At 38.9% G+C, this 24542-nt stretch carries 18 protein-coding genes; 8 read left to right on the top strand and 10 right to left on the bottom strand.

The genetic code is table 11. The features are described 5' to 3' along the window. Window positions 1-196: 196 nt before the first annotated feature. Complete coding sequence (locus tag OKW21_RS12735) at window positions 197-1282, top strand: mannose-1-phosphate guanylyltransferase (RefSeq protein WP_277479907.1); 1086 nt, start codon at window positions 197-199, stop codon at window positions 1280-1282. Window position 1283: 1 nt separating this feature from the next. Here the strand turns inward: OKW21_RS12735 and rlmB are convergent, their stop codons facing one another. The 5 genes from rlmB to OKW21_RS12710 all read right to left on the bottom strand — a co-directional run bounded on the left by rlmB (window position 1284) and on the right by OKW21_RS12710 (window position 7819). Continuing rightward, window positions 1284-2036: a 23S rRNA (guanosine(2251)-2'-O)-methyltransferase RlmB gene (gene rlmB / locus OKW21_RS12730; protein ID WP_277479906.1), complete on the bottom strand. Its 753-nt coding sequence runs from the start codon at window positions 2034-2036 to the stop codon at window positions 1284-1286. Then, window positions 2033-3274, bottom strand: coding sequence for a GWxTD domain-containing protein (locus OKW21_RS12725; protein ID WP_277479904.1), 1242 nt, complete (start codon window positions 3272-3274; stop codon window positions 2033-2035). Before OKW21_RS12725 ends, rlmB begins: the two co-directional genes overlap by 4 nt. A 124-nt stretch (window positions 3275-3398) precedes the next feature. Continuing rightward, a complete protein-coding gene (locus tag OKW21_RS12720) occupies window positions 3399-6461 on the bottom strand; it encodes a glycosyltransferase family 117 protein (RefSeq protein ID WP_277479903.1) in 3063 nt (1020 codons plus the stop codon). Window positions 6462-6622: 161 nt separating this feature from the next. Then, complete coding sequence (locus OKW21_RS12715) at window positions 6623-6907, bottom strand: TIGR03643 family protein (RefSeq protein ID WP_277479902.1); 285 nt, start codon at window positions 6905-6907, stop codon at window positions 6623-6625. 66 nt (window positions 6908-6973) lie between these two features. Beyond that, a complete protein-coding gene (locus OKW21_RS12710; RefSeq protein ID WP_277479901.1) occupies window positions 6974-7819 on the bottom strand; it encodes a DUF2911 domain-containing protein in 846 nt (281 codons plus the stop codon). Window positions 7820-7884: 65 nt separating this feature from the next. On the opposite strand from OKW21_RS12710, the gene OKW21_RS12705 reads away from it, so the two are divergent. The 4 genes from OKW21_RS12705 to OKW21_RS12690 are packed head-to-tail and all read left to right on the top strand — an operon-like array spanning window position 7885 to window position 11379. Beyond that, complete coding sequence (locus OKW21_RS12705; RefSeq protein WP_277479900.1) at window positions 7885-8490, top strand: DNA-3-methyladenine glycosylase; 606 nt, start codon at window positions 7885-7887, stop codon at window positions 8488-8490. Further along, window positions 8491-9414: a 2-hydroxyacid dehydrogenase gene (locus tag OKW21_RS12700; RefSeq protein ID WP_277479899.1), complete on the top strand. Its 924-nt coding sequence runs from the start codon at window positions 8491-8493 to the stop codon at window positions 9412-9414. It abuts the gene before it with no gap. A gap of 60 nt (window positions 9415-9474) precedes the next feature. Next, a complete protein-coding gene (locus OKW21_RS12695; protein ID WP_277479898.1) occupies window positions 9475-10326 on the top strand; it encodes a universal stress protein in 852 nt (283 codons plus the stop codon). A gap of 27 nt (window positions 10327-10353) precedes the next feature. Further along, window positions 10354-11379 carry an aldo/keto reductase gene (locus OKW21_RS12690; protein WP_277479896.1) on the top strand — a complete coding sequence of 342 codons (1026 nt, stop codon included), beginning with the start codon at window positions 10354-10356 and terminating at the stop codon, window positions 11377-11379. 45 nt (window positions 11380-11424) lie between these two features. Here the strand turns inward: OKW21_RS12690 and OKW21_RS12685 are convergent, their stop codons facing one another. The 3 genes from OKW21_RS12685 to OKW21_RS12675 form a co-directional block, all read right to left on the bottom strand. Continuing rightward, window positions 11425-13419 (bottom strand): plastocyanin/azurin family copper-binding protein, encoded by a 1995-nt coding sequence (locus tag OKW21_RS12685; protein ID WP_277479895.1) that lies wholly within the window; start codon window positions 13417-13419, stop codon window positions 11425-11427. Between the two features lie 10 nt (window positions 13420-13429). Further along, a complete protein-coding gene (locus OKW21_RS12680; protein WP_277479893.1) occupies window positions 13430-15313 on the bottom strand; it encodes a 3-keto-alpha-glucoside-1,2-lyase-like domain-containing protein in 1884 nt (627 codons plus the stop codon). A 74-nt stretch (window positions 15314-15387) separates the two neighbouring features. Further along, window positions 15388-15669: a hypothetical protein gene (locus tag OKW21_RS12675; RefSeq protein ID WP_277479892.1), complete on the bottom strand. Its 282-nt coding sequence runs from the start codon at window positions 15667-15669 to the stop codon at window positions 15388-15390. Between the two features lie 312 nt (window positions 15670-15981). On the opposite strand from OKW21_RS12675, the gene OKW21_RS12670 reads away from it, so the two are divergent. After that, window positions 15982-16491, top strand: a complete 510-nt coding sequence (locus tag OKW21_RS12670) for a YfiR family protein (RefSeq protein ID WP_277479891.1) — start codon at window positions 15982-15984, stop codon at window positions 16489-16491. 78 nt (window positions 16492-16569) lie between these two features. Here the strand turns inward: OKW21_RS12670 and OKW21_RS12665 are convergent, their stop codons facing one another. Both OKW21_RS12665 and OKW21_RS12660 read right to left on the bottom strand, forming a co-directional pair. Beyond that, complete coding sequence (locus tag OKW21_RS12665) at window positions 16570-17847, bottom strand: dihydrolipoamide acetyltransferase family protein (RefSeq protein ID WP_277479890.1); 1278 nt, start codon at window positions 17845-17847, stop codon at window positions 16570-16572. A 212-nt stretch (window positions 17848-18059) separates the two neighbouring features. Then, the gene (locus OKW21_RS12660) at window positions 18060-19001 is read right to left on the bottom strand and encodes a hypothetical protein (RefSeq protein WP_277479889.1); all 942 of its coding nucleotides are present in this window, start codon (window positions 18999-19001) and stop codon (window positions 18060-18062) included. 718 nt (window positions 19002-19719) lie between these two features. Between OKW21_RS12660 and OKW21_RS12655 the strand changes: the two genes are divergently transcribed. Beyond that, window positions 19720-20889 (top strand): efflux RND transporter periplasmic adaptor subunit, encoded by a 1170-nt coding sequence (locus tag OKW21_RS12655; RefSeq protein ID WP_277479887.1) that lies wholly within the window; start codon window positions 19720-19722, stop codon window positions 20887-20889. Window positions 20890-21357: 468 nt separating this feature from the next. Beyond that, window positions 21358-24531 carry an efflux RND transporter permease subunit gene (locus tag OKW21_RS12650; protein ID WP_277479886.1) on the top strand — a complete coding sequence of 1058 codons (3174 nt, stop codon included), beginning with the start codon at window positions 21358-21360 and terminating at the stop codon, window positions 24529-24531. The last annotated feature ends 11 nt before the right edge of the window (window positions 24532-24542 follow it).

The raw sequence follows: 24542 nt of genomic DNA, 5'->3' as shown, positions 1-24542 counted from the left end.
GTTAATGAAGTTAGCGAAAAAAATTGGATTAAAATAATTCCACAAATCACTACAAATTATTCTTTAGAAACGTTCTTATATTATTAAATTATAAAAAATAAAATTATTGCTTTGCAATGCACGAATTTGATTGTGTAATTCAAATACTACGAATAGTTGTTGTGCTAAGTTTTATGCTTGGTTTTAATTTGGACATATGACGCAAGAAGATACCTATGTATTAATTACTTTATTCAGCAGTAATAGTACAAACTTTTGGCCTTTTAGCCGTAAGCATCTTCCTAAACAATTTTTGGATTTATTTGGTAATGGGCGATCACTTCTTCAATTAACTTATGAAAGAAGTAAGGGAATTTGTCCTGAAAAGAATATTTTTATCTCTGTACCTAAAGAATACCATTCTACTTTCAAAAATCAGTTGCCGGACTTTCCCGAGGAGAATATACTTACTGAGCCGGTAAGGCGAAATTCAGCGCCTTGTATTGCTTATGCTTCTTATAAAATAAAAAAGCTTAACAAAAATGCAGTGATTGTAGTCTGTCCTGCTTCTCATGCCGTGTTTGGAGAGATAGCCTATGTCCGGGATGTGAGAAAAGCAGTGGAGGTTGCCCAAATTGATAAAAATGCATTGCTCATCATGGGTATAAAACCCCATAAGGCAGAGACTTCATACGCTTATATTCAATACCATTTTGATCATGTGGGGCTGGTAAAGAAGGTAAAATCATTTATGGAAAAACCCCAATCAGAGCTCGCAAAACTTTTTCTGGAAAGCGGTGATTTTGCCTGGAATACCAAAATCTTTGTTTGGCATGTAGATGCTATATTAGAAGCTTTTGAATTCTATTTACCTGATGTAGCAGAGGTATACCGAGAATGTATGCCTTACTTTTTTACAGAAGATGAAGACCAGAGTATTATCAAAGCCTATTCGGTATGTAAAAATGTATCAATAAGTACCGCTATCTTAGAGAAAGCAGATAATGTTTTTTTAATCATGGGAAATTTTGATTGGTCAAGTGTGAGTTCCTGGCAGTCATTATACGACTTGAAAGATCCCAAAGAGGAAAAAAATGTGGTAGAGGCCAATGCCCTGATGATGGAAAGCAAAAATTGTTATGTAAAGAGTGATTCTAAAAAATTAATCGTTGTGCATGGTCTAAGAAACTACCTTGTGGCTGATAGTGAAGACGTATTGTTAATTTATCCCAAAGACAAAGATATCTCTTTGAAAAGCGTAATGAACGATGTGAAGAACAACAAAGGAGACAAGTATTTGTAAGTCAGTTTTTTACCGAATTACGTTGCCTGACCACTTCGTACAAACATATGGAAGTTGCTACGGATACGTTCAGTGAAGCGATCTTGCCTCGCATCGGGATGCTAACCTGAGCATCGGTCATTTTTAAGTAAGCTGGTGAAACACCATCTTCTTCAGACCCAATCAGAAGCGCCAAAGGGCCCGTCATATCTGCTTCATTAGTAAGCGTTTCAGCTTTTTCACTACAGGCAACTACCCTGATGCCGCTAGATTGAAGATACTCTATGGTTGATTTAAGATTATCTTCTCTGCATACGGGAATATGATGCAAAGCACCAGCAGAAGCTTTTACCGCGTCTCCACTAATTCGGGCACTTCCTTTTGAAGGTATCAGCAGGGCATGGGCACCTAAACATTCAGCGGAACGTGCGATAGCACCAAAATTTCGCACATCGGTTACCCTGTCCAAAAGAATCAATAGCGGTTCCTGCCCTTTTGAATATGCTTCGTTAATGATATTGTCCAGTGAAGCATAAATGACGGCTGATAAAAAGGCAATGCTTCCCTGATGGTTTTTACGGGTGATTTTATTGAGTTTCTCAATAGGAACAGTTGAAAAAGGAACTTGCCTTTCTTTTAACAAAGAGAGGAGTTCTCCGGATAGTTCATTGCGTACCCCTTTCTGTAATAACACCTTTTCAAGCTCTTTACCGGCTTGTATTGCTTCTATGATGGCACGAGTGCCAAAAATTACTTCTGCTTTAGATATACTCATATTTGTTTTCTGCCTTTCCTCCAGAGGTCAATATTTCTGTACCAGAATTTCCGGTATTCCTCGTCTCTTAACAGGTTGTAATGACGGGTAGTGAAAATGTTACGAACCTTTACAAAAGTAAAAGCCAGATTTTCCATCAAATCATTTTCGGAATTATATATCCATCTTTCTTCTGCTCCAGTGCTGTAAACTTCATCAGGTGGGCCGAAAAGCACGTACACCATTCCCTGACCAGTCTTCCAACCTTCTTTATAAGTAGTGAAAAGAATATTGGCATTGGTCACCTGGCGAAAGTAATTTCTAATTACATCTTTTGCCCTTTCTTGTGAACGGGTCACTTTTATCCAATAGCGATCTAAAGCTGCTTTCGCCTCATCACTTTCTGTCAAATTTTCCATCTCTTCAGAAGTACTGATATAGCGAAGGGGGGCAATCAGAGCTTCTGGAGTTACGAAACGAGGATAATATTTACTGGATATTCTAAAAGAAATGCCTGATAATGAAGTGGTGTCTAACTGACAAAAGTATAATCCCTCATTTTCAAACGAGAGCGATTGGTTAAGTTGTACTGACAAAATGGTATCAATTTTAAGGCTTTTCTGAATATCAGCTCCCGTCTCAGCCATTGGAGGAAGGTTAGGAGGAAATTCATGAGAATAGTAGTACAGGTATGCGTTAAGACTATCTTCTCCATAAACTGATACTACACGAAAAGAGGCATTGTTAGGGATAGAGCTGGTAAAAACAGGAATTTCCTCTTCCGCTTCCATCACTATCAAATCCGTTAAGGGAAAGTTTTGATCATTATTGAGCGAAATGTCATAGCGGTAGTTAAAATTTGCACCCGCTGAAACTCCTTCTATGAATACAAATACATAATGGCTTTCATCGCTTACAGGTATTTCAAAACGATAGTAAGAAGAATTTTCTTTCTGTTTGATAAAATGGCTTTCGTTAAGGTCGGCACTACGAATTACATCATCAGCCTCGTAATTTTCTCTTACTTCGTAATGCATACGATTGATATTGATGGTATTAGTTCTTTGGGTAAGCTTCAGGAAGATAGTAGCTTCATTACTACCTACAGCTACTTCATATTCTCCATAAACAGGTGAGCTAAGGTCATATAAAAAGGCGCGGTTAAAGTCTGATGGACTGCTATTCTCACGCTGGGCGATTGCCGAATGGAAGGCCGTTAGACTTAGCATTAATACCAAAATATAGGTTGATTTTGCCATAGTGATTTTGAAATATTAACTATGTTCATTAAAAAAACTTGCCAATTGTACAGCAAGTTTTTTTAATAATATTGTTGTCTCAGTAACTGCAATTGATCAATCGTGCTGCTACGGTCATCCTGAATTATAAAGTATTAATTTGATTATAATGGCGATTGAGCATTTCATCATATTTTTGACCTAACTCAGTTTGACCGGCACGATTGAGTGCCTGCGTAACACCATTTAATATAATTAATTGCTTCTGAATTTCCACATTTTGTCCCTGAGCTCTTGGATAAAGATAGGTTAGCATCTCATCGGCTCTGTCTCCCAGTACCTGAGCCATTTCTATAGCTTTCTCTTCTTCTCCTACTTCAAACAGAAGGGGAAGGGTTTGAGATGACACATAGTCAAATGGTATGGTTTTATCAGGTATTTCTTCAAGGCTTCTGTTCAATACTTCCCTGGCTCTTTCAATATCACCCTCCTGAATCAGATTTCTGGCAAGTGTATTAAAACTTGAGCGATGATTCAGGGCAAAATTACGGTAATCTTCATTGTAGTATACATCCGGATTACTTAACTCTCTCCAGAAAAAGTTATCCATCATGTTTTCATACATTACCTCTGTGTTTACAAACTCATTGTTTGGACTAGGATTTTCAATAGGCAAAAGACGGAATGTATTTCCTTCCTGTACTACGTAAGGACGGAAGTCAAGATTAACACCCATGAGAGAGGTGTTGTTGAAATAAATAGGACGCTCCCATTTGTTAGCCGCTAACAAATCAAGAATCATCAGGTCTTTCTTTTCCAGGGCACGTCCTTTCAGGTCAAGGTACATCCTGTCAATGTAGTTTTCCTGCATATCTGCTGGAATTAAGGATGCCAGATGCGCAGGTATTTGCGTACTGGCAGTGGCTGTAGTATCGGCAACACCGGAAGTTTCAGCCTCACTTACATCATATGTATTAATATCCAGAAAGAAGGTTTTAGCAGGTACAGTATTATAGCTTGCTCTGGCATTGGGGATTTTGAGGGCCTGAGAATTTTCTCTTACTAACCTTAAAAACTGCTCCAGATTAATGGCTCCTTTGATATTTGGACGTTCAACATAAGGTAGATAATCGTTAGGACCTCCCTGTTTGTAATTTTCTTTGCTAAGGGTGAATGGTAGTGGCTCAGACTCATAAGCAGGCCTTGTCATCTGATCAATATACCAATCGGTATTGAAGTAACTCAATACAATTACTCTTACATCTGTTCTAAAACCTTCAACTTCCTGCACATACCATAGGGGGAAAGTATCATTGTCACCTCCGGTAAACAAGATTGCATTGGGAGCGCATGAGGCAAGGAAATTTCTTGCGGAATCTACGGAAAAGAAACGGTTAGAGCGATCATGATCATCCCAACCCTGAGCTGCCATCACTGTAGGTACTGCTAAACAAAGTAGGGTGGCAATGGCACCGGCAACCATCTTGTTCTTCATAAACTGACCAATGAACTTGGCCACTGCAATTACTCCAAAACCAATCCAGATGGCAAAGGCATAAAATGCTCCCACATAAATGTAATCCCGTTCCCGGGGCTCTACTGGGGGAGAATTCAGGTAAACTACTAAGCCAATGCCTGTTAAAATGAATAAAAGCCCAATCACAGAGAAGCCCTTCAGGTCTTTTTTGTACTGGTAGAATAAGCCTATCAATCCCAATATTAAGGGAAGCATGAAAAAGTTATTTCTTGCCTTATTGGTAGCGATGGTGTAAGGTAGGTCCTCATTACTTTCCCAGGGCGTAAGCCAACTTGCGTCTTTAATATCACTTTCTCTACCGGCAAAATTCCACATGAAGTAACGCATAAACATATGTCCTACCTGATAGCGGAAAAAGTAATAGAGGTTGTCAGCAAAATTCGGCTTCTCATTTGGCCGTAAGCCCATCCAACTTCTATACAATTCTACATGATTGTCCTGTGTACTATATGCTCTTGGAAAAATAGTACTCTCTTTGGGGTCATAGGTATTTTCGAGTTTATAATCAGTGATGATGTATTTGTCTTCCCCTTTTTCGTAAATAGGCGCTCCATTTTCCTGATCTACCAGTTCAGCTGTAAAATACTGACCAAAGAGCAGTGGGCGACTGCCGTATTGTTCACGTTTAAGATACGATACAAAGCTGATGATAGTCTCAGGGTCGTTTTCATCAATAGGAGGATCATAAGCCGAGCGAATGAGTACTAGAGAATATGAACTATAACCAATTAAAATAAAAGTAAGACAGATCAAGGCGGTATTCATTATCAATTTGCCATGCTGGTAAGAGTAGTAAAGCCCATAAGTAAGTCCACCACCGATTACGATGAGCAAGAATACAACACCTGACCCGAAAGGCATACTCAGGTTATTGACAAAGAAAACCTCCAGCGTACCTGCAAGGGACGGTAACCCGGGAATGATGCCCACCATAATCAGCCCAATGATCACCAAGCTAATAACCAGTGTTGCCACAACACCTTTGGTGTTGGTTTTTTGGTAATTATGAAAATAGTAAATCAGACCCAAAGCAGGAATAGTTACCAGGTTCAGCAGGTGAACCCCGATGGAAAGTCCCATCATATAGGCAATAAGTATCAGCCAGCGGTTTGCGGCAGATGTGTCTTCTATCAATTCCCACTTCAAAATTGCCCAGAAAACAAAAGCGGTAAAAAAGGAAGATAAAGCATAGACTTCCGCTTCAGTTGCTGAAAACCAAAATGAATCAGAAAAGGTATAAGCCAGAGCACCTATCAGGCCACTCCCTATCAGCAAGACTGTTTGACCGGGAGTTTCTTCACCATGCTTTACCTTTAATATTTTTTTGCTCAGCATGGTAATACTCCAGAATAAGAACAGAATAGTAAAACCACTACTTATCACACTAAGCATATTGATCCAGTAAGCCACTAGTTCAACATTACCGAGGGCAAGAAAGGAAAACATTCTGCCCAGGAGCAAAAAGAATGGAGCGCCGGGAGGGTGGGGGACTTCTAATTTATAAGATACGGCAATGAACTCACCGCAATCCCAAAAGCTAGCTGTTTCTTCTACTGTAAGGGCGTAGGTGATTGTCGCAATGATAAAAACCAACCAACCTACCAGATTATTTATATTCCTGTAGTTATCCAGCATTGACTTATGCTTGTATTTTTGTGATAAGACTGTCATGCTTAATGAGCACGCTTTGTTATAAAATATTTTTTGCAAGATTAGCCTCTACAAATGAAAATTCCAATTATCTCATTTGCAATAAGCTAGGGTAAGTTAATACAAGAGCAACGCACAGCCAAAGGCTTTATGATAGGAATAAGTAAATTTAGGTCTAAAAATTAACGCTTGCTCATCTTGTTCAATGAGATATTTTTCTGGCGACTGCTTTTAAAACGAAATGAATGCTTTTTTTTGCGATGTTTAGTTGCTCTACCCTGAACTCTTTTCCGCCACATTTTCCAGGAACTTTCTTTCATTTCCTTTTTCATGATGCGGATAACATCTTTTTCAGGCACACCAAATTGTTCTTCAATGGCATCAAATGAAGTACGATCTTCCCAGGCCATTTCCACAATCCTGTCTACATCACCTTCACGCAAGTCATATTTTTTGATCTGCTTCATGCAAGCTAAACCCCGATCTGTCAGCTTTGTTAAAAGAAATAAAGCCCGACAAAGCGGGCTTTTTGCTTACTTTAAAGTTGCGATGAGCTGATTATTGAGTTTTACATAATCTGGGTTCCCTGCTTTATCCGCTAAGGCTTTAGATTTTTCTGCGGCTTCTATCGCCTTCTCCTTGTTATTTAACTTTGCATGAATTTTAGCCTGAAGGTGCATCACCCAGTATTTCTCGTCATTAATTTCTACGGCTTTATCCACCCACTCAACAGCCTGCTCTAAGTCCTTGTTATTCTCAAAGTAGTAGCTTGCGGCTGCAAAGTATACATTATCATTATTACCTGCCGTAGGTATCTGCTCTTCAATCTGAGCCATTACTTTCTGATCTACATCAGGATCAGTGATGCTGATTGGAACCAGTGTGTTTTCCCAAATGATATTGATTTTAGCGGAATTGTCCTTGATGTCTGAAAACATAATGGTGAATGACTCAAAGTCCATTTTGGTTTTCTGAGGCTTAACCGTAAATCGCACAGCATCTTTGGACTGGTCGTAATTAGCAACACTAACTTTGGCATCTTTATTCAGAATTAATGTCCACTCACCCTTGCCCGGTATTGTGAAAATGGAATACTCACCGGCAGCTAATTCTTTTCCTTCTATACTCAGAGGCTCAGGAAAACTGATCTTAGTGGCTGCATTAGCACCTGTTCTCCATAAACTCCCAAAGGGAACCAGCTCTCCATATATATCTCTGCCTTTCATTGCGGGACGAGAATAAGCAATCTCCACCTCAGTCAGGCCAACTACCTGACTAACCGTTGAATACGGACTCGGTGCCGGGGTGCTCAACTGCCCATATGTTTGCTGGGTAATGCCAACAAATAAAAAACAAAACAATACACTTAACTTTTTCATTTTTTACGAATTAGTGGTTTTCAAAAAATCTGATTTATTTTGACAATTTTAATAAGAATTTATCAATGAACATTATACCTAAGGCCTTTTATCTTCAAGATGATGTAGTTTCTTTAAGTCGGCAGTTTTTGGGTAAATATTTATTCACCAAAGTGAACGGCCACATCAGTGGAGGCAAAATCGTGGAAACGGAAGCGTATTCACATATCAACGATAAAGCCTGTCATTCCCATATGAAGAAACGTACCCCCCGTACTGAAATCATGTTTCACGAAGGTGGTGTCGCTTATATATATAAAATTTACGGTATGTATGACCTTTTCAATATCATCACCAATAAAGAAGGTAAAGCAGATGCGGTACTTGTAAGGGCGATTGAACCTACTGATGGTATTGAGCTTATGCAGCATCGACGCAATTTACATGATTTTTCAGTACGCCTAACCGCAGGTCCGGGCATGTTAAGCCAGGCATTGGGAATTAGCAAAGCCATGTACGGTGCCGAACTGACAAAAGCGGAGCAGATTTGGATAGAAGACAGACAAACAAATGTGAGTGAAGGTGATATTATTGCCAGTCCCAGGGTGGGAATTGACTATGCAGGAGATGATGCTTTGCTACCCTGGAGGTTTAGAGTAAAAGGTAATCGCTGGACTTCCAAAGCTAAATAAATGAGTATAGTTTTAATTTTTAATGAGAGAGCTGCTGAGCCCTGGAAAAACGAACTACAAAAAATTGACCCTAATCTCAGGATAGATGTCTGGCCTGAAGTTCAAGACCCTTCATCTTACACTACAGCTGTCGTTTGGAAACATCCTAGAGGGACATTGCATCAGTTTTCTAATTTGAGGTTAATTCACTCACTTGGAGCTGGAGTAGACCACATTTTATCAGACCCCGATTTGCCACAAGCTAACATCTGTAGAATTATAGATGATAAACTAGCCGCTGACATGAGTAACTTCATCATTGCAGGAACCATAAATTTTCAAAGAAATTTGAAGCAGATCTGGTTGAACCAACAAAATAAAGTCTGGGATAAAATCTTACCTGTTGCGCATTCAATCAGAATCGGAATTTTAGGACTAGGAGCGTTGGGGCAGGATGTAGCTATGAAGCTAACTCAGCTAGGCTTTGCAGTATACGGTTATTCTCAAAGCCCAAAGAAGCTCAAGGGAATCAATACATTCACCGGTGAGAAAGAACTTCAAGATATGCTAAAGCAAGTTAATGTGATTGTGTGTTTACTCCCCTTGACAACTAAAACAAAGAACATTTTAAATCATTCTCTTTTTTTAAAACTACAAAGAGGGAGTTACCTGATCAATGTGGCACGCGGTGAGCATTTGGTAGAAGAAGATTTAATACAAGCTTTGGAGGAGAAGCAGCTTAGTGGCGCCTTACTCGATGTATTTCGCGATGAACCCTTACCCCGCAATCATCCTTTTTGGGAGCATCCTGATATTACCGTCACGCCCCACATCGCTAGTATTACAGATACTGCATCTGCAGCCCAACAAATTGTTGTAAATCACAGGCGAATTTTGAATAATCAAGCGCCGCTTAATCAGATAGATCCGGATAAAGAGTATTGAATAGGTGATAAGCTAGGCTATTTTTTTTAACTTCATTGTTAATAACAACATTTTTTAAAGATGAAAAAAATACTTTGCCCAATTGATTTTTCTTCTGATTCCATTCATGCACTAGAGTTTGCTGCGCATGTGGCTGAGCAACACAATTCTACACTGACTCTAATCCATGTTTTCACTGAAGCAGAATTTAATGAAACGCTATCAAAAGGATTATTAAGTGATCTTGAAGAAAATAAGGAGTGGGATAAGCTGGTGGCGCGAGCTGAAAATGTGCTTCAGAATCTTACTAACGAAGTAAATAAGCTAAGTAAGCCCAAAGGTATGAAGCTCTGTGATTACCATTTTACCTATGGTCCATTAGATAAGCAGATTACTAATTATGCCAATGAACATGAGTATGAACTAATCGTAATGGGAACCACTGGCGTAAAGGATGTAGTAGAAAAATACATCGGAAGTAATACAGTTCGTACTATTTCACTGGCAGAATGTCCGGTAATGTGTATCCCTCAGTACGCCAAATATCATAAAGTCAAAAAAATAGTCTATGCATCAGATTATCAGATGGAGGATAAAAATGTTTTGAATAAGTTGATTGCTTTTACCGCAGCTACGGATGCTCAGCTTGATATAGTGCATGTATGTCATGGGGAAAATCAGTTTGAGGAGGCGATGTATAACGAATATGTAGAAGAGACAAATTCTTATCTGAATTATGACAAGCTCAATTTTGTCGTTGAGCATCACGAAAATCCTGCAAGAGGCATAGATGAATATGTAATACGAGAAAATGCTGATCTACTGGCTATGTTGTATAAACCAAGAAATTATATACAGCGCATATTCAATGAAAGCACTACCAATGAAATAGCATATTTTGCTACTTATCCCGTCCTGGTATTTAAGGAGTAATTGTTTCAATCACAAAAATTTTAAGCCATGAAGTATAATCTTTTGGGAAATACTGGCTTGCAGGTTTCTGAACTTTGTTTAGGTACGATGACATTTGGTGGGAAAGGGTTTTGGGAAGCGATAGGAAAGTCTGGGCAGGATGTTGCAAATGATATTATTTCCCAGTCAATTGCTGCTGGTATTAACTTTATTGATACTGCCAATGTGTACTCTGAAGGGCTTTCTGAAGAGATAACGGGCAAAGCACTCAGAGACTTAGGTATTAATAGAGATGAAATAGTATTGGCAACTAAAGTAAGGGGAAGGATGGGTAAAGGACCCAATCAGGTAGGTCTAAGCCGTTCTCATATCATGCATCAAGTAGAAGAATCTTTAAGACGTCTGCAGACTGATTATATTGATCTTTATCAAATTCATGGATTTGACCCACTTACCCCCCTAGAAGAAACGGTGAGGACGCTGGATGATCTGGTGAAAAGTGGAAAAGTAAGATATATAGGATGCAGTAATTTATCTTCCTGGCAAATCATGAAAGCTTTGGCATATTCTCAGCATACGGGATTAGCCAGATTTGAGTCTTTACAAGCCTATTATACCATTGCAGGTAGAGATTTAGAGAGAGAGCTCGTGCCTTTACTTAAAGATCAAAAAGTGGGCCTAATGGTTTGGAGTCCTCTGGCAGGTGGACTACTCAGTGGCAAGTATCGTAAAGATAAGTCTGGCCCCGATGGTTCTCGCAGAGTAGACTTTGATTTTCCTCCGGTAAATAAAGAAAGAGCATTTTCTGTTGTTGACGCCCTTAATCCAATGGCAACAGAGCGAAATTGCTCCATTGCGAGATTAGCTTTAGCCTGGTTGTTAAAACAGGATGTGGTTACTTCAGTGATCATCGGTGCAAAAAATAGAGATCAGCTTGACGATAACCTCAAGGCAGTAGATATTGATTTTACTGAAGTTGAATTAAATAAACTGGATGAGATAAGTCAATTACCGGCTGAGTATCCTGGCTGGATGCTGGAGAGGCAGGGTGCCAACAGAAAAATAGGAAATTGAGATAAATTTAAAAGCCCTTTCGCATATGAAAGGGCTTATATCATGCTAGCGGGAAGCAGTATTTGAGGGCACCACTTTCATCACTCCTCGCATCACTTTGGAATGCCCTGGGAAGGTACAAACGTATTTATACTCATCTACTTCCGGAGCTACGAAATAAATACTTTCGCTAGTTTCAGGTTGTAGGATGCAGGTATGGTACAATATGTTATCTGATTTAGGTATATATCCTCGCTGAGGACCTTCTAAGCCCATTTGCATAGATGCATCACTTACCTGTTCAATTGTATTTGGCTTGGTGATGACAAGGTTATGAAGCATATCATCATTGTTATTAAAAGTGAGTTGAACCCTAGCTCCGGCTGGTACTTCAAAATTAGTCACACTATATTTCAGGCCTGGCTCGGTACCTATGTTAATTACAATGTCCGGGCCGTCTTTCCACTCAGGTGGCATTTCAATCATTCTTTTTGAAGCATCCCAGCCACAACTTGTTTCTGTATCCTGACTTTCAGTGGATGAAGATGCCTGAGCAATCATCGGGGCAGTGTTTTCACCTTCAGGGATATTGTTTAAAGTATAGTAAGCCGCAGGATGTAATAATGACTTTCCTTGGTGGGAAAGTATGCCGTTCGCTTTGAGCTCATGTATATAACCTTCTCTTAAGCCTTCTACATATAGTTTTACTTTTCTTCCGTCTTCAGAGAGGCTGGCGCCTACGATAGAACAGTTCTGTTGTTGAATGATAGGGCTGCCATAACTTCTGTGATAACTATAGTTAAAACTGGTCATGGCGTAAGTGTCGGGATTCTCAGCAGTAGATTTTTGAACGGGCTCTGTAAATTCCAGCTCAAACCCATTACTCATCGCTTTCATAGTTTTAATTTCAAAAGGAGTTTTACCTGTCCAGGAGAGTTTCTGTAATCCATAATTTTCTTCACCGGTAGAAGCCCAGCCTCTGCTGGTCATGCCAACAAACAATGAGCCATCTGTACCCCATGCAAAACGTAGTATCCCTGAAGAGAAACCTTCTTTAAAAGGAAAACAAGCACCCTGGTACTCACCATTCACTTTTTCCAGGGCTACCCTCATGATCTTGCTATGTCCCTGATCTCCAACAAGCATTTGACCTTCAAAAGGACCGAACTTGCCTCCGGTTGTATCAGTAAGTATCGCAGACGTTGAGATCCCCATAATAGTGTGAGGGAACCATACGGTAGGTACTTTTAAACTTGACACACTTTCAGCAAATTCATGCATCAGACCAACAGAATCTGGTATTACATTTGGTTTCAGGTCAAGAGGAGATAATGGTTCGCCACTCCAACGCAAGCCAGCGGGGTTTCCTGCAAAATCACCTTTTTCTAAATGTGTAATCCTTCCTGAACCAATCCAGTCGCCCTGATTTTCAGCATAAAAAACTTCCCCCTCTTTGTCAAATCCAAAGCCAGCCGGAGATCGTAATCCTGTTGCGATGGGTGTCATTTCACCTTCTTCAGTTACTTTTAGCATCCAACCTCTCCATTTTACTAAGCTGGCACCATATCCAACCCATGCCAGATTCAGAGTAATCAACATATCGCCATTGGGCAAAAATAATGGGCCGTAAGAATATTCGTGATAATTTCCGGATAAGGGCCAGGAGAAAATAGTTTCAAATTTATCTCCTGTGTCATCATTATTGCTATCTATAATTTTGGTTAGTTCAGCTCTTTGTGTGGTGTAGAATGCTCCATTATGATATGCAAGTCCAAGAGGCTCATGTAAACCTGATGCAAATCTTGTGAATTTTGGCTGCTGCTTACTTTTCATATATGGGTCATCTATCAACCAGATTTCCCCTCTTCGGGTGGCAGCCGCCAGCCGGTTATCTGGTAAAAAAGCCAGTCCGCCTACTTCTAATACAATATCCTCGGGAATTGGAATCGTTGTAATTTTATAATATTCACTTTCTTTATCACCAATATCTTCTTGAGCACAGACTAAGGTACAGGTTAGAAAGAGTAAGCTGATTAGAGTATATGTTATTTTACGTTTCATGATTGATAGTTTACCAGATTAAACTGTATTTGAGTGTACTCTCACTATTAGAATTGCCAAGAGCTATGATTAGTTGTTGGTTACTTCCCGCTTCTCTTAAAATAGGTTCTGTTTCATTTTCTACTACATTCAAATAGTAGGTTTTATCATCAACAGCATAACTACCATCATCTAGCTTCTCAATATTTTTACCTTCAGCTAAAAGACAATAAATCGTACTGGTGGAAGGTGATATATTTACTTCTCTTGTCAAACCGTGGATATTGGTATCAGGTGAAATCCTGTCTTTAATTAATATTCCGTCATACTTATACTGATAAGTTGGAATGCCTAGCGAGGAAAGTTCATATCCTTTATAAACGAAAGGGCTATTATCAGCTTCTAATGAATCAGGCCAATCAGAGGAGGATGAAGTTAAGGTAGCAAAACATGGCTTAGCAGAAAACTCCTGTGCACTTCCCAAAGGTTGAATTAACTGGGCTTCACCTCTTTCGTGCCACATATCAGTAGCATCAATGAATTCACCTCGCCATCCTTCAAGAAGGGCTCCATTACTTATTTCTAAGGCATAATTAATATGGTCTGGTGTGCCTACTGTAATAGCATGGGTCCTTTTTATATTTTTATGCATTAAAAAACCTCTCTGTAGGGCAACTTGCTGTTCAGCACTAACGATTATTGGATCAGGAGTTGGTCGTTTTGGAACGGAAGAACGGGCTTGTAAAAATGTTTTTGGTATTTCAGGACCTTCATAAGCCACACTCAGTCCTCGTCTCCACGGTCTTTCATTTTTTAAAAATGTAAGCTGAAAATTGTGGTTTCCTTCAGTAAGGATAATTTCACCAAATCCAGGGTCGTTCAAATCCTGAGACAGCCTGTTTTCTGCAACAAGTTGATCATCTATCATCAACCTTACCGGACCGTAACCTCTGATGTCAAAGAGGTAGTTTCCCTGCTTAGGTGCGGAAATCAACCCATCAAATTGAATAGCGTATATATCAAAGTCGCCTGCGGCTTTGAACGTTAAAGAATCCGTAGGTTCTTCTTTAGTAGGGGTAAGGGTTGAAAGTGTGTCAAAATCATCAAATTCGCCTTGATAAAATTTATAACGCATATCTGCCAATTGAATTCTATCCTGCTCATATAATTTATAGCGTAAATTACGAAAAGCAATTGGTCCATGATCACCCTGAATAATAATAGGACCCTTTGCGGCTTCATCTTCAAAAAAAGAACCTCTGGTCGGTCCACTTACTTCGACATTTTCATGGATAATCGCATCATTAAGTATCACTTTTTTGAAACGAGCGTTGGAGATTTTGCCGCCCTTGTCGTCAAATCTGGGTGCCTGAAATACGATTTTAAGATGTTGCCAAAGTCCAGGTGCTTTGCATGCATTAACCCGAGGGGCAGTACCTTCATATCCACTATCTGATTGCTTGTTCCATCTTTGATAAATACCTCCACAATCACCGTATGTTAATGAATCTTTACCCCAACTGTCTAGCAGTTGTAATTCATACCTTCCTTGCAAATAAATGCCTGAATTAGATCCTTTGGGTAACATAAAATCCACTTCCAATTCAATATCTTGATGATCAAAGGAAGTAACAAGCTCAGCTTTGTTGTTTTCATCAGGAAGATTAGCCAAAATTCCTGAACCATCCTTAGTTTCCAAATGACCTTCCTTATGGCGGTTGACATACACTCCACCTACAGTATGCCAATTTTTTGCTTCTGTTTTATCAAATGGTTCTAATGAACTAAAAGTAACAGTTGTAAAAGGTAATGTATTTTTGACCGTCTGTTGCAGCTCATGATTGTCTGAGCAGGAAATGATAAAAACTGAAGCGGTTGAAAGTATGAGTAGACTTTTCGTTATTCTATTAATCATCTTATATCTGAATTGAAGAAATTCCAATATAATAAATAATAGGAAGTTGAAATTTTTAATATCAACGATTATCACTAAAATTTTTTTTCAGATGATTTATTATGGATGATTTTTGTAACATAATTATCCATCCATTCATCCTCAAAACGGCTAAGTTCTACGGTATTTCTTCTTTGGGCTTTGAGTGCTTCTTTTCTACAAATGTATGCGATTAAGAAATTGGCGATAATTGGTAAAATGCATCCTATCAGAAACCATTTCCAGAAAGGCTTGCCATGACTATATGCAAAATATCCTGTGACAGCAGGAATAGAAAAAAGGAAAGCAATAAATACAATGGCAATATCTATGAGCATGGCTGTAAACTAATAGAACTAGAATTGTCACTGATCGTGACAAATAAATTCAGGTACTTACTTCAATTAAACAGTGTTTCATGTAAGAATTGTTTCTTTCTAACAGTAATATTACTTTTTCAAGATAAATTTAACTGATGTATGGTCATTATTGCATTTTTCTAATGCCAGATTGGCTGAGATTCGTCAGGGAAGCATAAAATATCATCAAAGTAATATTTTTAGTATATTTAGTTTTACTATTCTGATATGTAAGTTCATATTTGTAAAAGACTACAGGGAAAAAGCTAATTAAAAATTAAAACCATTTACATGAAAAAGTTATTATTGATCTGCTTCTTACTCAGCTTTGCTTCGCTCAGCTTCGCTCAGGAGTACAAGTATCACCCCATTTTTATTTACAATTTCAGCAAATACATAGAATGGCCACCAGATAATGCCAGTAAAGACTTTGTGATCAGTGTAGTAGGAAACAATACAGCATACCGTGAGATGCTAGGAATTATGGAAAAAAAGAAAACCATAAAGAACCGTAATTTGGTAGTTAAAAAATGTGCTAACCTTACAGAAGTTGAACAGAGCGATGTGGTGTTTGTCACAAAGTATGAAAAAGTAGAAGAGAATGAGTTGACCGCGATGTTACATAATAAGGGTACTTTACTTATAACAGAACACGATAATATGGCTGCCAATGGCTCTCATATTAACTTTATCATCACTGATGATTCTAAAATAGGATTTGAATTAAATAGTGGATCAGCTGAAAGCGCAGGGCTGAAAGTTTCAAGCTCTCTTGCTGGTTTAGCTAAAAAGACTTATTGATGTAGTTTTTTACTTTGTGGTTTGAGCTAAGGCCTCGGCGAGTTGCATCTGCATCATTGCTGAGGCCTTTCTTATTTTTTATACCACTCTATTCGTATCAAAACTTTCAAGTAAATCAGCTACTCTTTTTACAAACATCCCTCCCAAAGCCCCATCTACTACTCTGTGGTCATAGGAATGTGAAAGAAACATTTTATGTCGTATACCAATTGCGTCACCAGCGGGTGTTTCAATTACACTTGGTTTTTTTACAATGGAGCCTAACGCTAGAATAGCAACCTGAGGCTGCATGATAATTGGGGTGCCCATCAAATTGCCAAATGAACCAATGTTAGATATAGTATAAGTTCCTTCGGACAAATCATCAGCAGTTAATTGGTTATTTCTAGCCTTATTAGCAAGCTCGTTTACCTTTTTTGTTAAACCCAGTAAGCTTAATTGATCAGCATTTTTAATTACCGGAACTATTAAATTTCCATTCTTTAAGGCCACCGCCATTCCAATGTTTATGTCTTTTCTTTTGATGATTCTGTGATCATCTACAGAGACATTGATCAGAGGAAAATCTTTAATAGCCTGAGCTATTGCTTCAATAAATATAGGCATGAAAGTAAAAGGCTCACCCTCCCTTTCTTTGACAATTTTCTTGTATTTGTTTCTCCATGTTACAATGTTGGTCACATCTGCTTCAACAAATGATGATACATGTGCAGAAATTTCTTTGGACTCCAGCATACGGTTAGCGATCATTTTTCGCATGCGGTCCATTTCAATTATTTCATCATTCGGACCTACTTTAATAACACTTTCAGCTTTGGAGAGCGTTGGTGATGGGGATTTCTGCTTTCTTGATTCAAGATATTGTATTATATCTTTCTTGGTTACTCTTCCATCTTTTCCACTTCCTTCAATTTTTTGCAGTTCATCCTCAGAAATATTTTCTTCTTTGGCAATATTCCTGACAAGGGGAGAATAAAATTGGTTAGCCCCTCGCTTAGAAGAAGTAGCATCTGATGAGGCATCTTTTACTTTAGGTTTTTCTGCGACTATAGTTTCGTTAGTAGGATCTTCTTTAGGTTCTATTTCGGAAAAATTAAGATCGCTTCCGTTATTAGCCTCATTTTCAATAATGGCTATTACCTTACCTACTTTTGCAATCTCTCCCTCTTGTATCAATATTTTTTTTAGAACACCACTGTGGGTGGCTGGCACTTCAGTGTCAACTTTATCAGTCGCTACTTCCAGAACAGATTCATCCTGCTCAATAAACTCACCTTCCGCTTTCAACCATTTCAGGATTGTTCCTTCCATGATACTTTCGCCCATACGGGGCATAACCATTTCAAATGTTGCCATAGTATTTACCTCATTGCTATTGGGTTCAAATTTAGCTCTTTACTTTTCCATTTCAAGTACTCAATAAAAAACTATTAAACAGCAATGATCAATTAACAAAAAGTGTGGTCAATAGAATTAATAGGTAAAAAAATAAATAAGTGGAAGTCATTTATGTAAAGCGGACACCGACATTTGATACTTCTTAGTGTAAAGAGAACTTATTAACCTGTTTATTTTATTACAACCTGTTGTGAAGCATCCTTATTTAAGGGAAGCACGTTTTCTCCTTCTAAATTGAGACGTTCGTTTATGGCTTTGAGATGGTGGTCAATGCCTATTTCAGAACCGGGAATAAATCCGGGTACCGTAATCACTTGTGTGAGCACTCCCCCCAGTCCACGGTGAGCGATCCCTCGGGGGATGTATACCAGGTCGCCTACATGAAGCTTGTGTGTTTCTAATAATTCACCAGCTTTAGATTTTTTAACCTGTTGAGGTTGTTCTATCAAGTCTACATGAGTAGATGTGATTAAGCGGGCTTCAGGAAGCACCATCTGAACCAAATAGAACTCATCAAAGCCCCCATCAACCGGATGATAGTGGGTAAAAGAGTCCATAATTCTCACCCTGTGTGCATTGAGTGCATGATATAAGTACTCTCCAACTTCATCTTTCCAGGTAAGCAAAATTCTCCGGTAAGCATTCCTTTCGGTGGCACAGCCACCTGGCACATCTGTAATATTCGGATCCCAATCGGGTCGTATAAACTGAGGCACATCCTTAGGCAACGGATCAGGGACATCAAAAACCAAAGCATCTAGTTTTGTATCACTTTGCAATGATTCTCCTTTCGCCAAATAAATAATGTCACCAACAGAAAAGTCTGAGCTGTTTTCAGTAATACTTACTTGGCCCTCACCCGTTTGAATGAATACAAGTCGGTAAGCATCTTTAGGAGGAATAGATTTTTTCTGATAAAAATAATCTAGGTCATAACCGGGATTTCTTTGCATAAACGAAGTTCTCATAGCAGCGAAACCAGTGGTATCCCCTTTACTTAAGTTTACAATCTGAATCTTAGCTTCATTTTCAACATCATGTTTGGCAACAAATGCAGAAAATAAAATGACACAAGAAATCATCAAGCTGAAAAAAATCAAGAGTAATTTCATAAAATAGATTTCGATATAATATTTTAAGTTTAAACTAAGCAAAAATCCTGAATGCCAAAAATAATACATAATTCTAAACCAAGGATCTTTTACATTATCAATTGAATTTCACTACTCATAAAGCTACTCACTTTATCACATTGTAATTATCAGTTATGCTCTCCGGCAGCGTAATAATGTATTTAGTAACATGGGTGCTATCCTTTATTTTTCCTATTTACCTCATATTGCTCAATTTTCTCTTGGTTAATTTACAAAGGTAGCCCAATCCTTATATAAGCATTAGTCACCAAAGCTGCCCTTGAATTACTACCTTATTATTTTCCAAAAATGCAAAGAGAAAAGTGACTCTACTGACTATATATCATGATGAAAGTACAAACTCTGACCATATAGAACATAAGACAGGATAGATAATATTAAAAATTATTGCCTATGCTATGAATACTTCTGAAGCGAACTAATCAGACGTTTTACATTGGAATTATCGACTGCTACAATAATTAACTGCTGAATTATTCTACAATCTGTTTATTAATTGGATAAACATTCTACATATGATATGTGTTAAAAGATAAATTTTAATGCCAAAACTGATCTGTACGTGCTTTAAACCATAATATTCATCATTATATCAGATCAGCCTAGTAATTTCTTCTCACTAGTATAGTTATTGAGACCCGGGTAAAAGTTATTTAAAGTAGATAAACGAATGAAAATGAGACACAGTCTTTACCTAAACAAAAGAAATTACCCATTCCTAATTGCTACTTTATTAGTGGTTTTTATGGTAAGTTGTCAAGAGGCAGAAGAAAAAGATGAAGGTCTTCCTCTGCCGGTTTTAACACTTAAAGAAGAGAAAGCCGCAAAGTCATTCCAATATCTCGGATCTATCGAAGGAGTAGAAAATGTTGGTATCCGCCCTCAGGTAGATGGTATACTAGAAAAAATATATGTGGATGAGGGAGAGTATGTTGAGAAAGGCCAACCACTATTTGAGATTAATAGCCAACCCTATCAGGAAGATCTTAAGAACGCAATGGCTAATGTAAAAGTAGAAAGAGCCAAGCTTAAGAAAGCTAAAACCGAGATTGACCGTATTCAACCCCTCATCGATAACGAAGTAATTTCTGAAGTGAGGATGGAAACAGCCATGGCGGACTATGAAGTAGCACAATCCTCTCTGGACAGGGCACAGGCTGTTGCTGCCAACATGCGTATCAAACTAGAGTTTACTACAATTAATGCCCCGGTTAGCGGCTTTATCGGTAGAATTCCCAAATCAATTGGTAACTTGGTTAAAAAGACTGATGAAGAACCCCTTACAGTTCTTTCAAACGTGGAAGATGTTTATGTCTACTTCTCTATGAGTGAGTCTGACTATCTGTATTACGAACGGATGAAAGGAGACTCAACTTCCAAAAAAATGAATAATGAAGTGAAATTAGTATTGTCTGACGGGTCGGAATACGAAAGAGCGGGAGTAATTGATGCTAACTCAGGACAAATAGATAAGTCAACAGGTTCAATCAATCTGAGGGCAAAATTTGATAATCCTGACACCTTGCTGAGATCCGGAAGTACCGGTAAGATTATCATGGAACAGATCTACCCAAATGCGATCCTGGTTCCTCAGGGTGCTACTACTTCTATTCAGGACAAGCGATTTGTGTTTAAGTTTCAGGAAACTGATAGTACTGTTTTAAAGAAAGAAATTCAAATTGAAGGTAGAACAGGAAAACAGTATATCGTGAGTGGCGAAACGCTTAATTCTGACGATAGAATTGTGGTTTCAGGGCTTAACAAACTCACCACCGGAGTTAAGGTGAATCCAATGAAAGTCGGTCAATTAGTAGTGGATAATACTACCACTGCCTCAGTACAGTAATACACAGCGCTTAGAATTAGATAGATAATATAATCAAGGTGATCAATCATATAGCTTATAGCTGATGATCACCTTGATAGTTATTTCAAAGAGTCGTGTGTAAAGTCTGCTTTTTTATTTTTTAGCAGCTTTCTAATTGTTTTAACTGTCATGATTTCTAAAAAGCTAACCGGTATCCCGCTTACAATTTATGGAGATAACAGTAATGGTAAGAAGGTATTGTTTGATCCTATAGTTAGTAGTACTCCAGTATTGTCATTTCAAATATTTTCTATTTCAATACCAGTAGCATATTCCAGACCTGTCGATTCCATTACTGGTCTAATGTATCAATATGTACATACGCGATTAATCTGCTACTCTCCAGCTAAAACTTTATTCTCAGTAATTAATCTATCATCAAAACTCAATAAGGACAAGACACAAGTTCTCAATCTCATAAAATACTCGAATAAGTTATAAGATACTATGTTAAAAAAGATAATAGACAGGCCGGTACTAACGCTGGTTATATCAATTGTGCTGGTACTTGCTGGTGCCGCCAGTATTTTACAACTACCGGTAGAACGTTTTCCCGAGATAGCCCCCCCCAGTGTAAGTGTACAGGTATATTATCCTGGTGGTAATGCTGAAACCGTAGCAAAGTCAGTTTTGCTTCCTATTGAAGAGGCGATCAATGGTACTGAAAATATGACCTATGCCAGGTCAACTGCCACTAATTCAGGTAGAGGCCGGGTTTCAGTTTATTTTGAGCCGGGAACAGACCCTAACCTGGCCGCGGTGGATATACAAAACCGTATATCAACTGTAGTGCAGCAGATCCCCCCCGAAGTGATTGAGTCAGGCATTACGGTTATGAAAAGAATGAAGGGAACGCTCATGACCATCAACATCTTCGCTGAGGATGAAAACTCTCCTTATAATGAGACATTTCTGAATGCATACACCCGAATGAATGTGCGGCGTGAACTTAAAAGGGTAGAAGGCCTGGCTGAAGCAGCCATTTTGCGTTCCAGAGATTACGCCATGCGCATCTGGCTAAATCCTGAGCGATTGGCTGTGTACGGCCTTACCCCAAGAGATGTATACTCTCAGATTCGCGATCAAAGTTTTGAAGCGGCACCGGGTAAATTTGGTGAAAATTCTGATGAGGTATTTGAAATAGCCCTTAAGCATTCGGGAAGGTTTGATGAGCCGGAAGAATACGAAAACATTGTAATTAAATCAGAACAGGATGGTTTACAATTACATCTTCGCGATGTAGCCCGTATTGAATTTGGTGCTAGTAACTATACCAGCCAGAACCGACTGGATGGTCGTCCTTCAGTCACTATCGACATAGTACAGCAGAGTGGTGCGAATGCCGTAGAAATTGACAAAAATGTGCGTCAGATATTGGAGGAACAGTCCAGGGTTTTTCCTGAAGGCATCAGTTATGAAATTACCTACAGTGTCAGAGACCAGATTGATGAGTCAATGGGGCATGTGAAACAAACGTTGATTGAGGCCTTTATACTCGTATTTCTGGTGGTATTTATTTTCCTTCAGGATTTTAAAGCCACCTTTATTACGGCCATTACCATTCCGATCTCATTGATTGGTACGTTCTTTTTTCTTTCCCTGGTTGGTGTTTCTATGAACGTACTGAGTATGTTTTCTATCGTGCTTTCCATCGGTATTGTGGTAGATAATGCCATTGTGGTGGTAGAAGCTATTTTTGAGAAAATTCAACATTATCAGATGACTGCCAGAGAAGCTGTGAATTCCGCCTTAAGTGAGATTACTGGCGCGATCGTATCCATTACTATGGTTATTGCAGCAGTATTTTTACCCGTAGGATTTCTTCAGGGTCCGGTGGGAGTGTTCTATCAGGAGTTTGCCTATACCATTATTATCGCGGTAGTGATTTCAGCAGTAATTGCGCTTACCCTTGGTCCGGTATTGTTTATTTTACTTTATAAGGATAAGACCAAAAAAAGTAAGGAAAACAAGGTAGTCGGTAAAATACAAAAGTCCAGGAAGGTCAGAACTGCTAAGGTTTATGGTACTAAGGGCTTACGTGTATTTGACAGGCTTTTTGATAAATTTACCCGCAAATATGTAAAGCTGGCACGACTGGCAATAGAGTATAAGTGGATAAGCTTAATCGGGCTGGCGGGTGTCATTGGAATAACGGTTTTTCTTGCCAATCGGACGCCAAGTGCCTTTATCCCTACAGAAGATGACAACTTCCTGATTTTTACGGTCTCTATGCCTGAAGGTGCATCTCTTCACCGAACCAATCAGGCTTTGATACAAGCAGATTCTATCCTTCAGCTGGAAACAGCCGTTTCCAGTGTAAATACCGTTTCAGGCTATAATGTGGTGAGTGGTTCAGAAAGCCCTTCATCAGGGATGGGATACGTACTGCTCAAAGAAAAAGATGAGCGAGGAGAAGTGCAGGATATTAATGAGCTGATCAAACATCTGTTGAATAAGCTGGCGGTCATTAGTGAAGTAAAGGGGATGAATATGTATCCCAGGCCTACAGTTCAGGGATTTGGTGATTTTGACGGAGTACAGATCATGCTACAGGACCTCTCTGATGGTGACCTGAGTGAATTCGGCATCCTGGTAAATGAGTTTATCGCTGAACTCTCACAGCAGAAGGAGATCGACAATGCATTTACCTCATACAATACTAACTTTCCTCAGTACAGTTTGAATATTGACTACAAAAAAGCAAAAGCTTTAGGGGTGAGTGTTAAAGATATGATGTTCACCGTTCAGTCTAATTTCGGTAGAACCAGGGTAGGGGATTTTAACAGATTTACGCGTCAGTATGGTGTATATATGCAATCAGATATCCCATTCCGTGATAGTCCTGAAGCATTTAATTCCATTTACGTCAAAAACAACGAAAATGACATGGTCCCTTTGAATACCATTGTGCAGTTGGAAGAAGCCTACGGCCCTGAAACAGTGACAAGATATAACCTATACAACGCGGCCAGAATCAATATCACACCCGCTGAAGGATACAGTACCGGTAATGTCATGGATAGGATTGAGGAATTGAGTGAGCAGAAATTACCTGCCAGTCTAAACTTTGAATGGACTGGGATGAGTTTGGAAGAGAAAAAATCAGGTTCAGACTCCACCATCGTATTTATCATTAGTATCATCCTGGTATATTTTATCCTGGCAGCGCAGTACGAGAGTTTTTGGTTACCCATGGCGGTGATGCTGTCTCTTCCTACCGGAATTTTGGGTGTATTTGCCTTCATTAATATCGCCGGTATTGATAATAATATTTATGTACAGGTAGGTATTATCATGCTGATTGGTTTGCTGGCCAAAAACGCCATCTTAATTGTAGAGTTTGCCGCTCAAAAACGGCAGGCCGGTGTCAATGTCCTGGATGCTGTCCTGGATGCCAGCGCGCTGCGTCTCCGTGCGATCGTGATGACTTCTCTTGCTTTTACTGCCGGTCTGGTGCCTCTCATGTTTTCTGAAGGTTCTTCGGCAATTGGAAATAAGTCAGTGAGTATAGGAACTGCGGGTGGTATGTTATCGGGCGTCTTTTTAGGTATTCTCATCATACCGGTATTGACTTATTTATTTATACAGTTAAACGAACGGTCTAACATTAAAACCACATAAGAAAATTGATC

Source organism: Catalinimonas alkaloidigena (assembly GCF_029504655.1).
Taxonomy (GTDB): Bacteria; Bacteroidota; Bacteroidia; order Cytophagales; family Cyclobacteriaceae; genus Catalinimonas; species Catalinimonas alkaloidigena.
The sequence above is the reverse complement of the archived record's forward strand: the minus strand, read 5'-3'. Positions and strand labels throughout refer to the sequence as shown.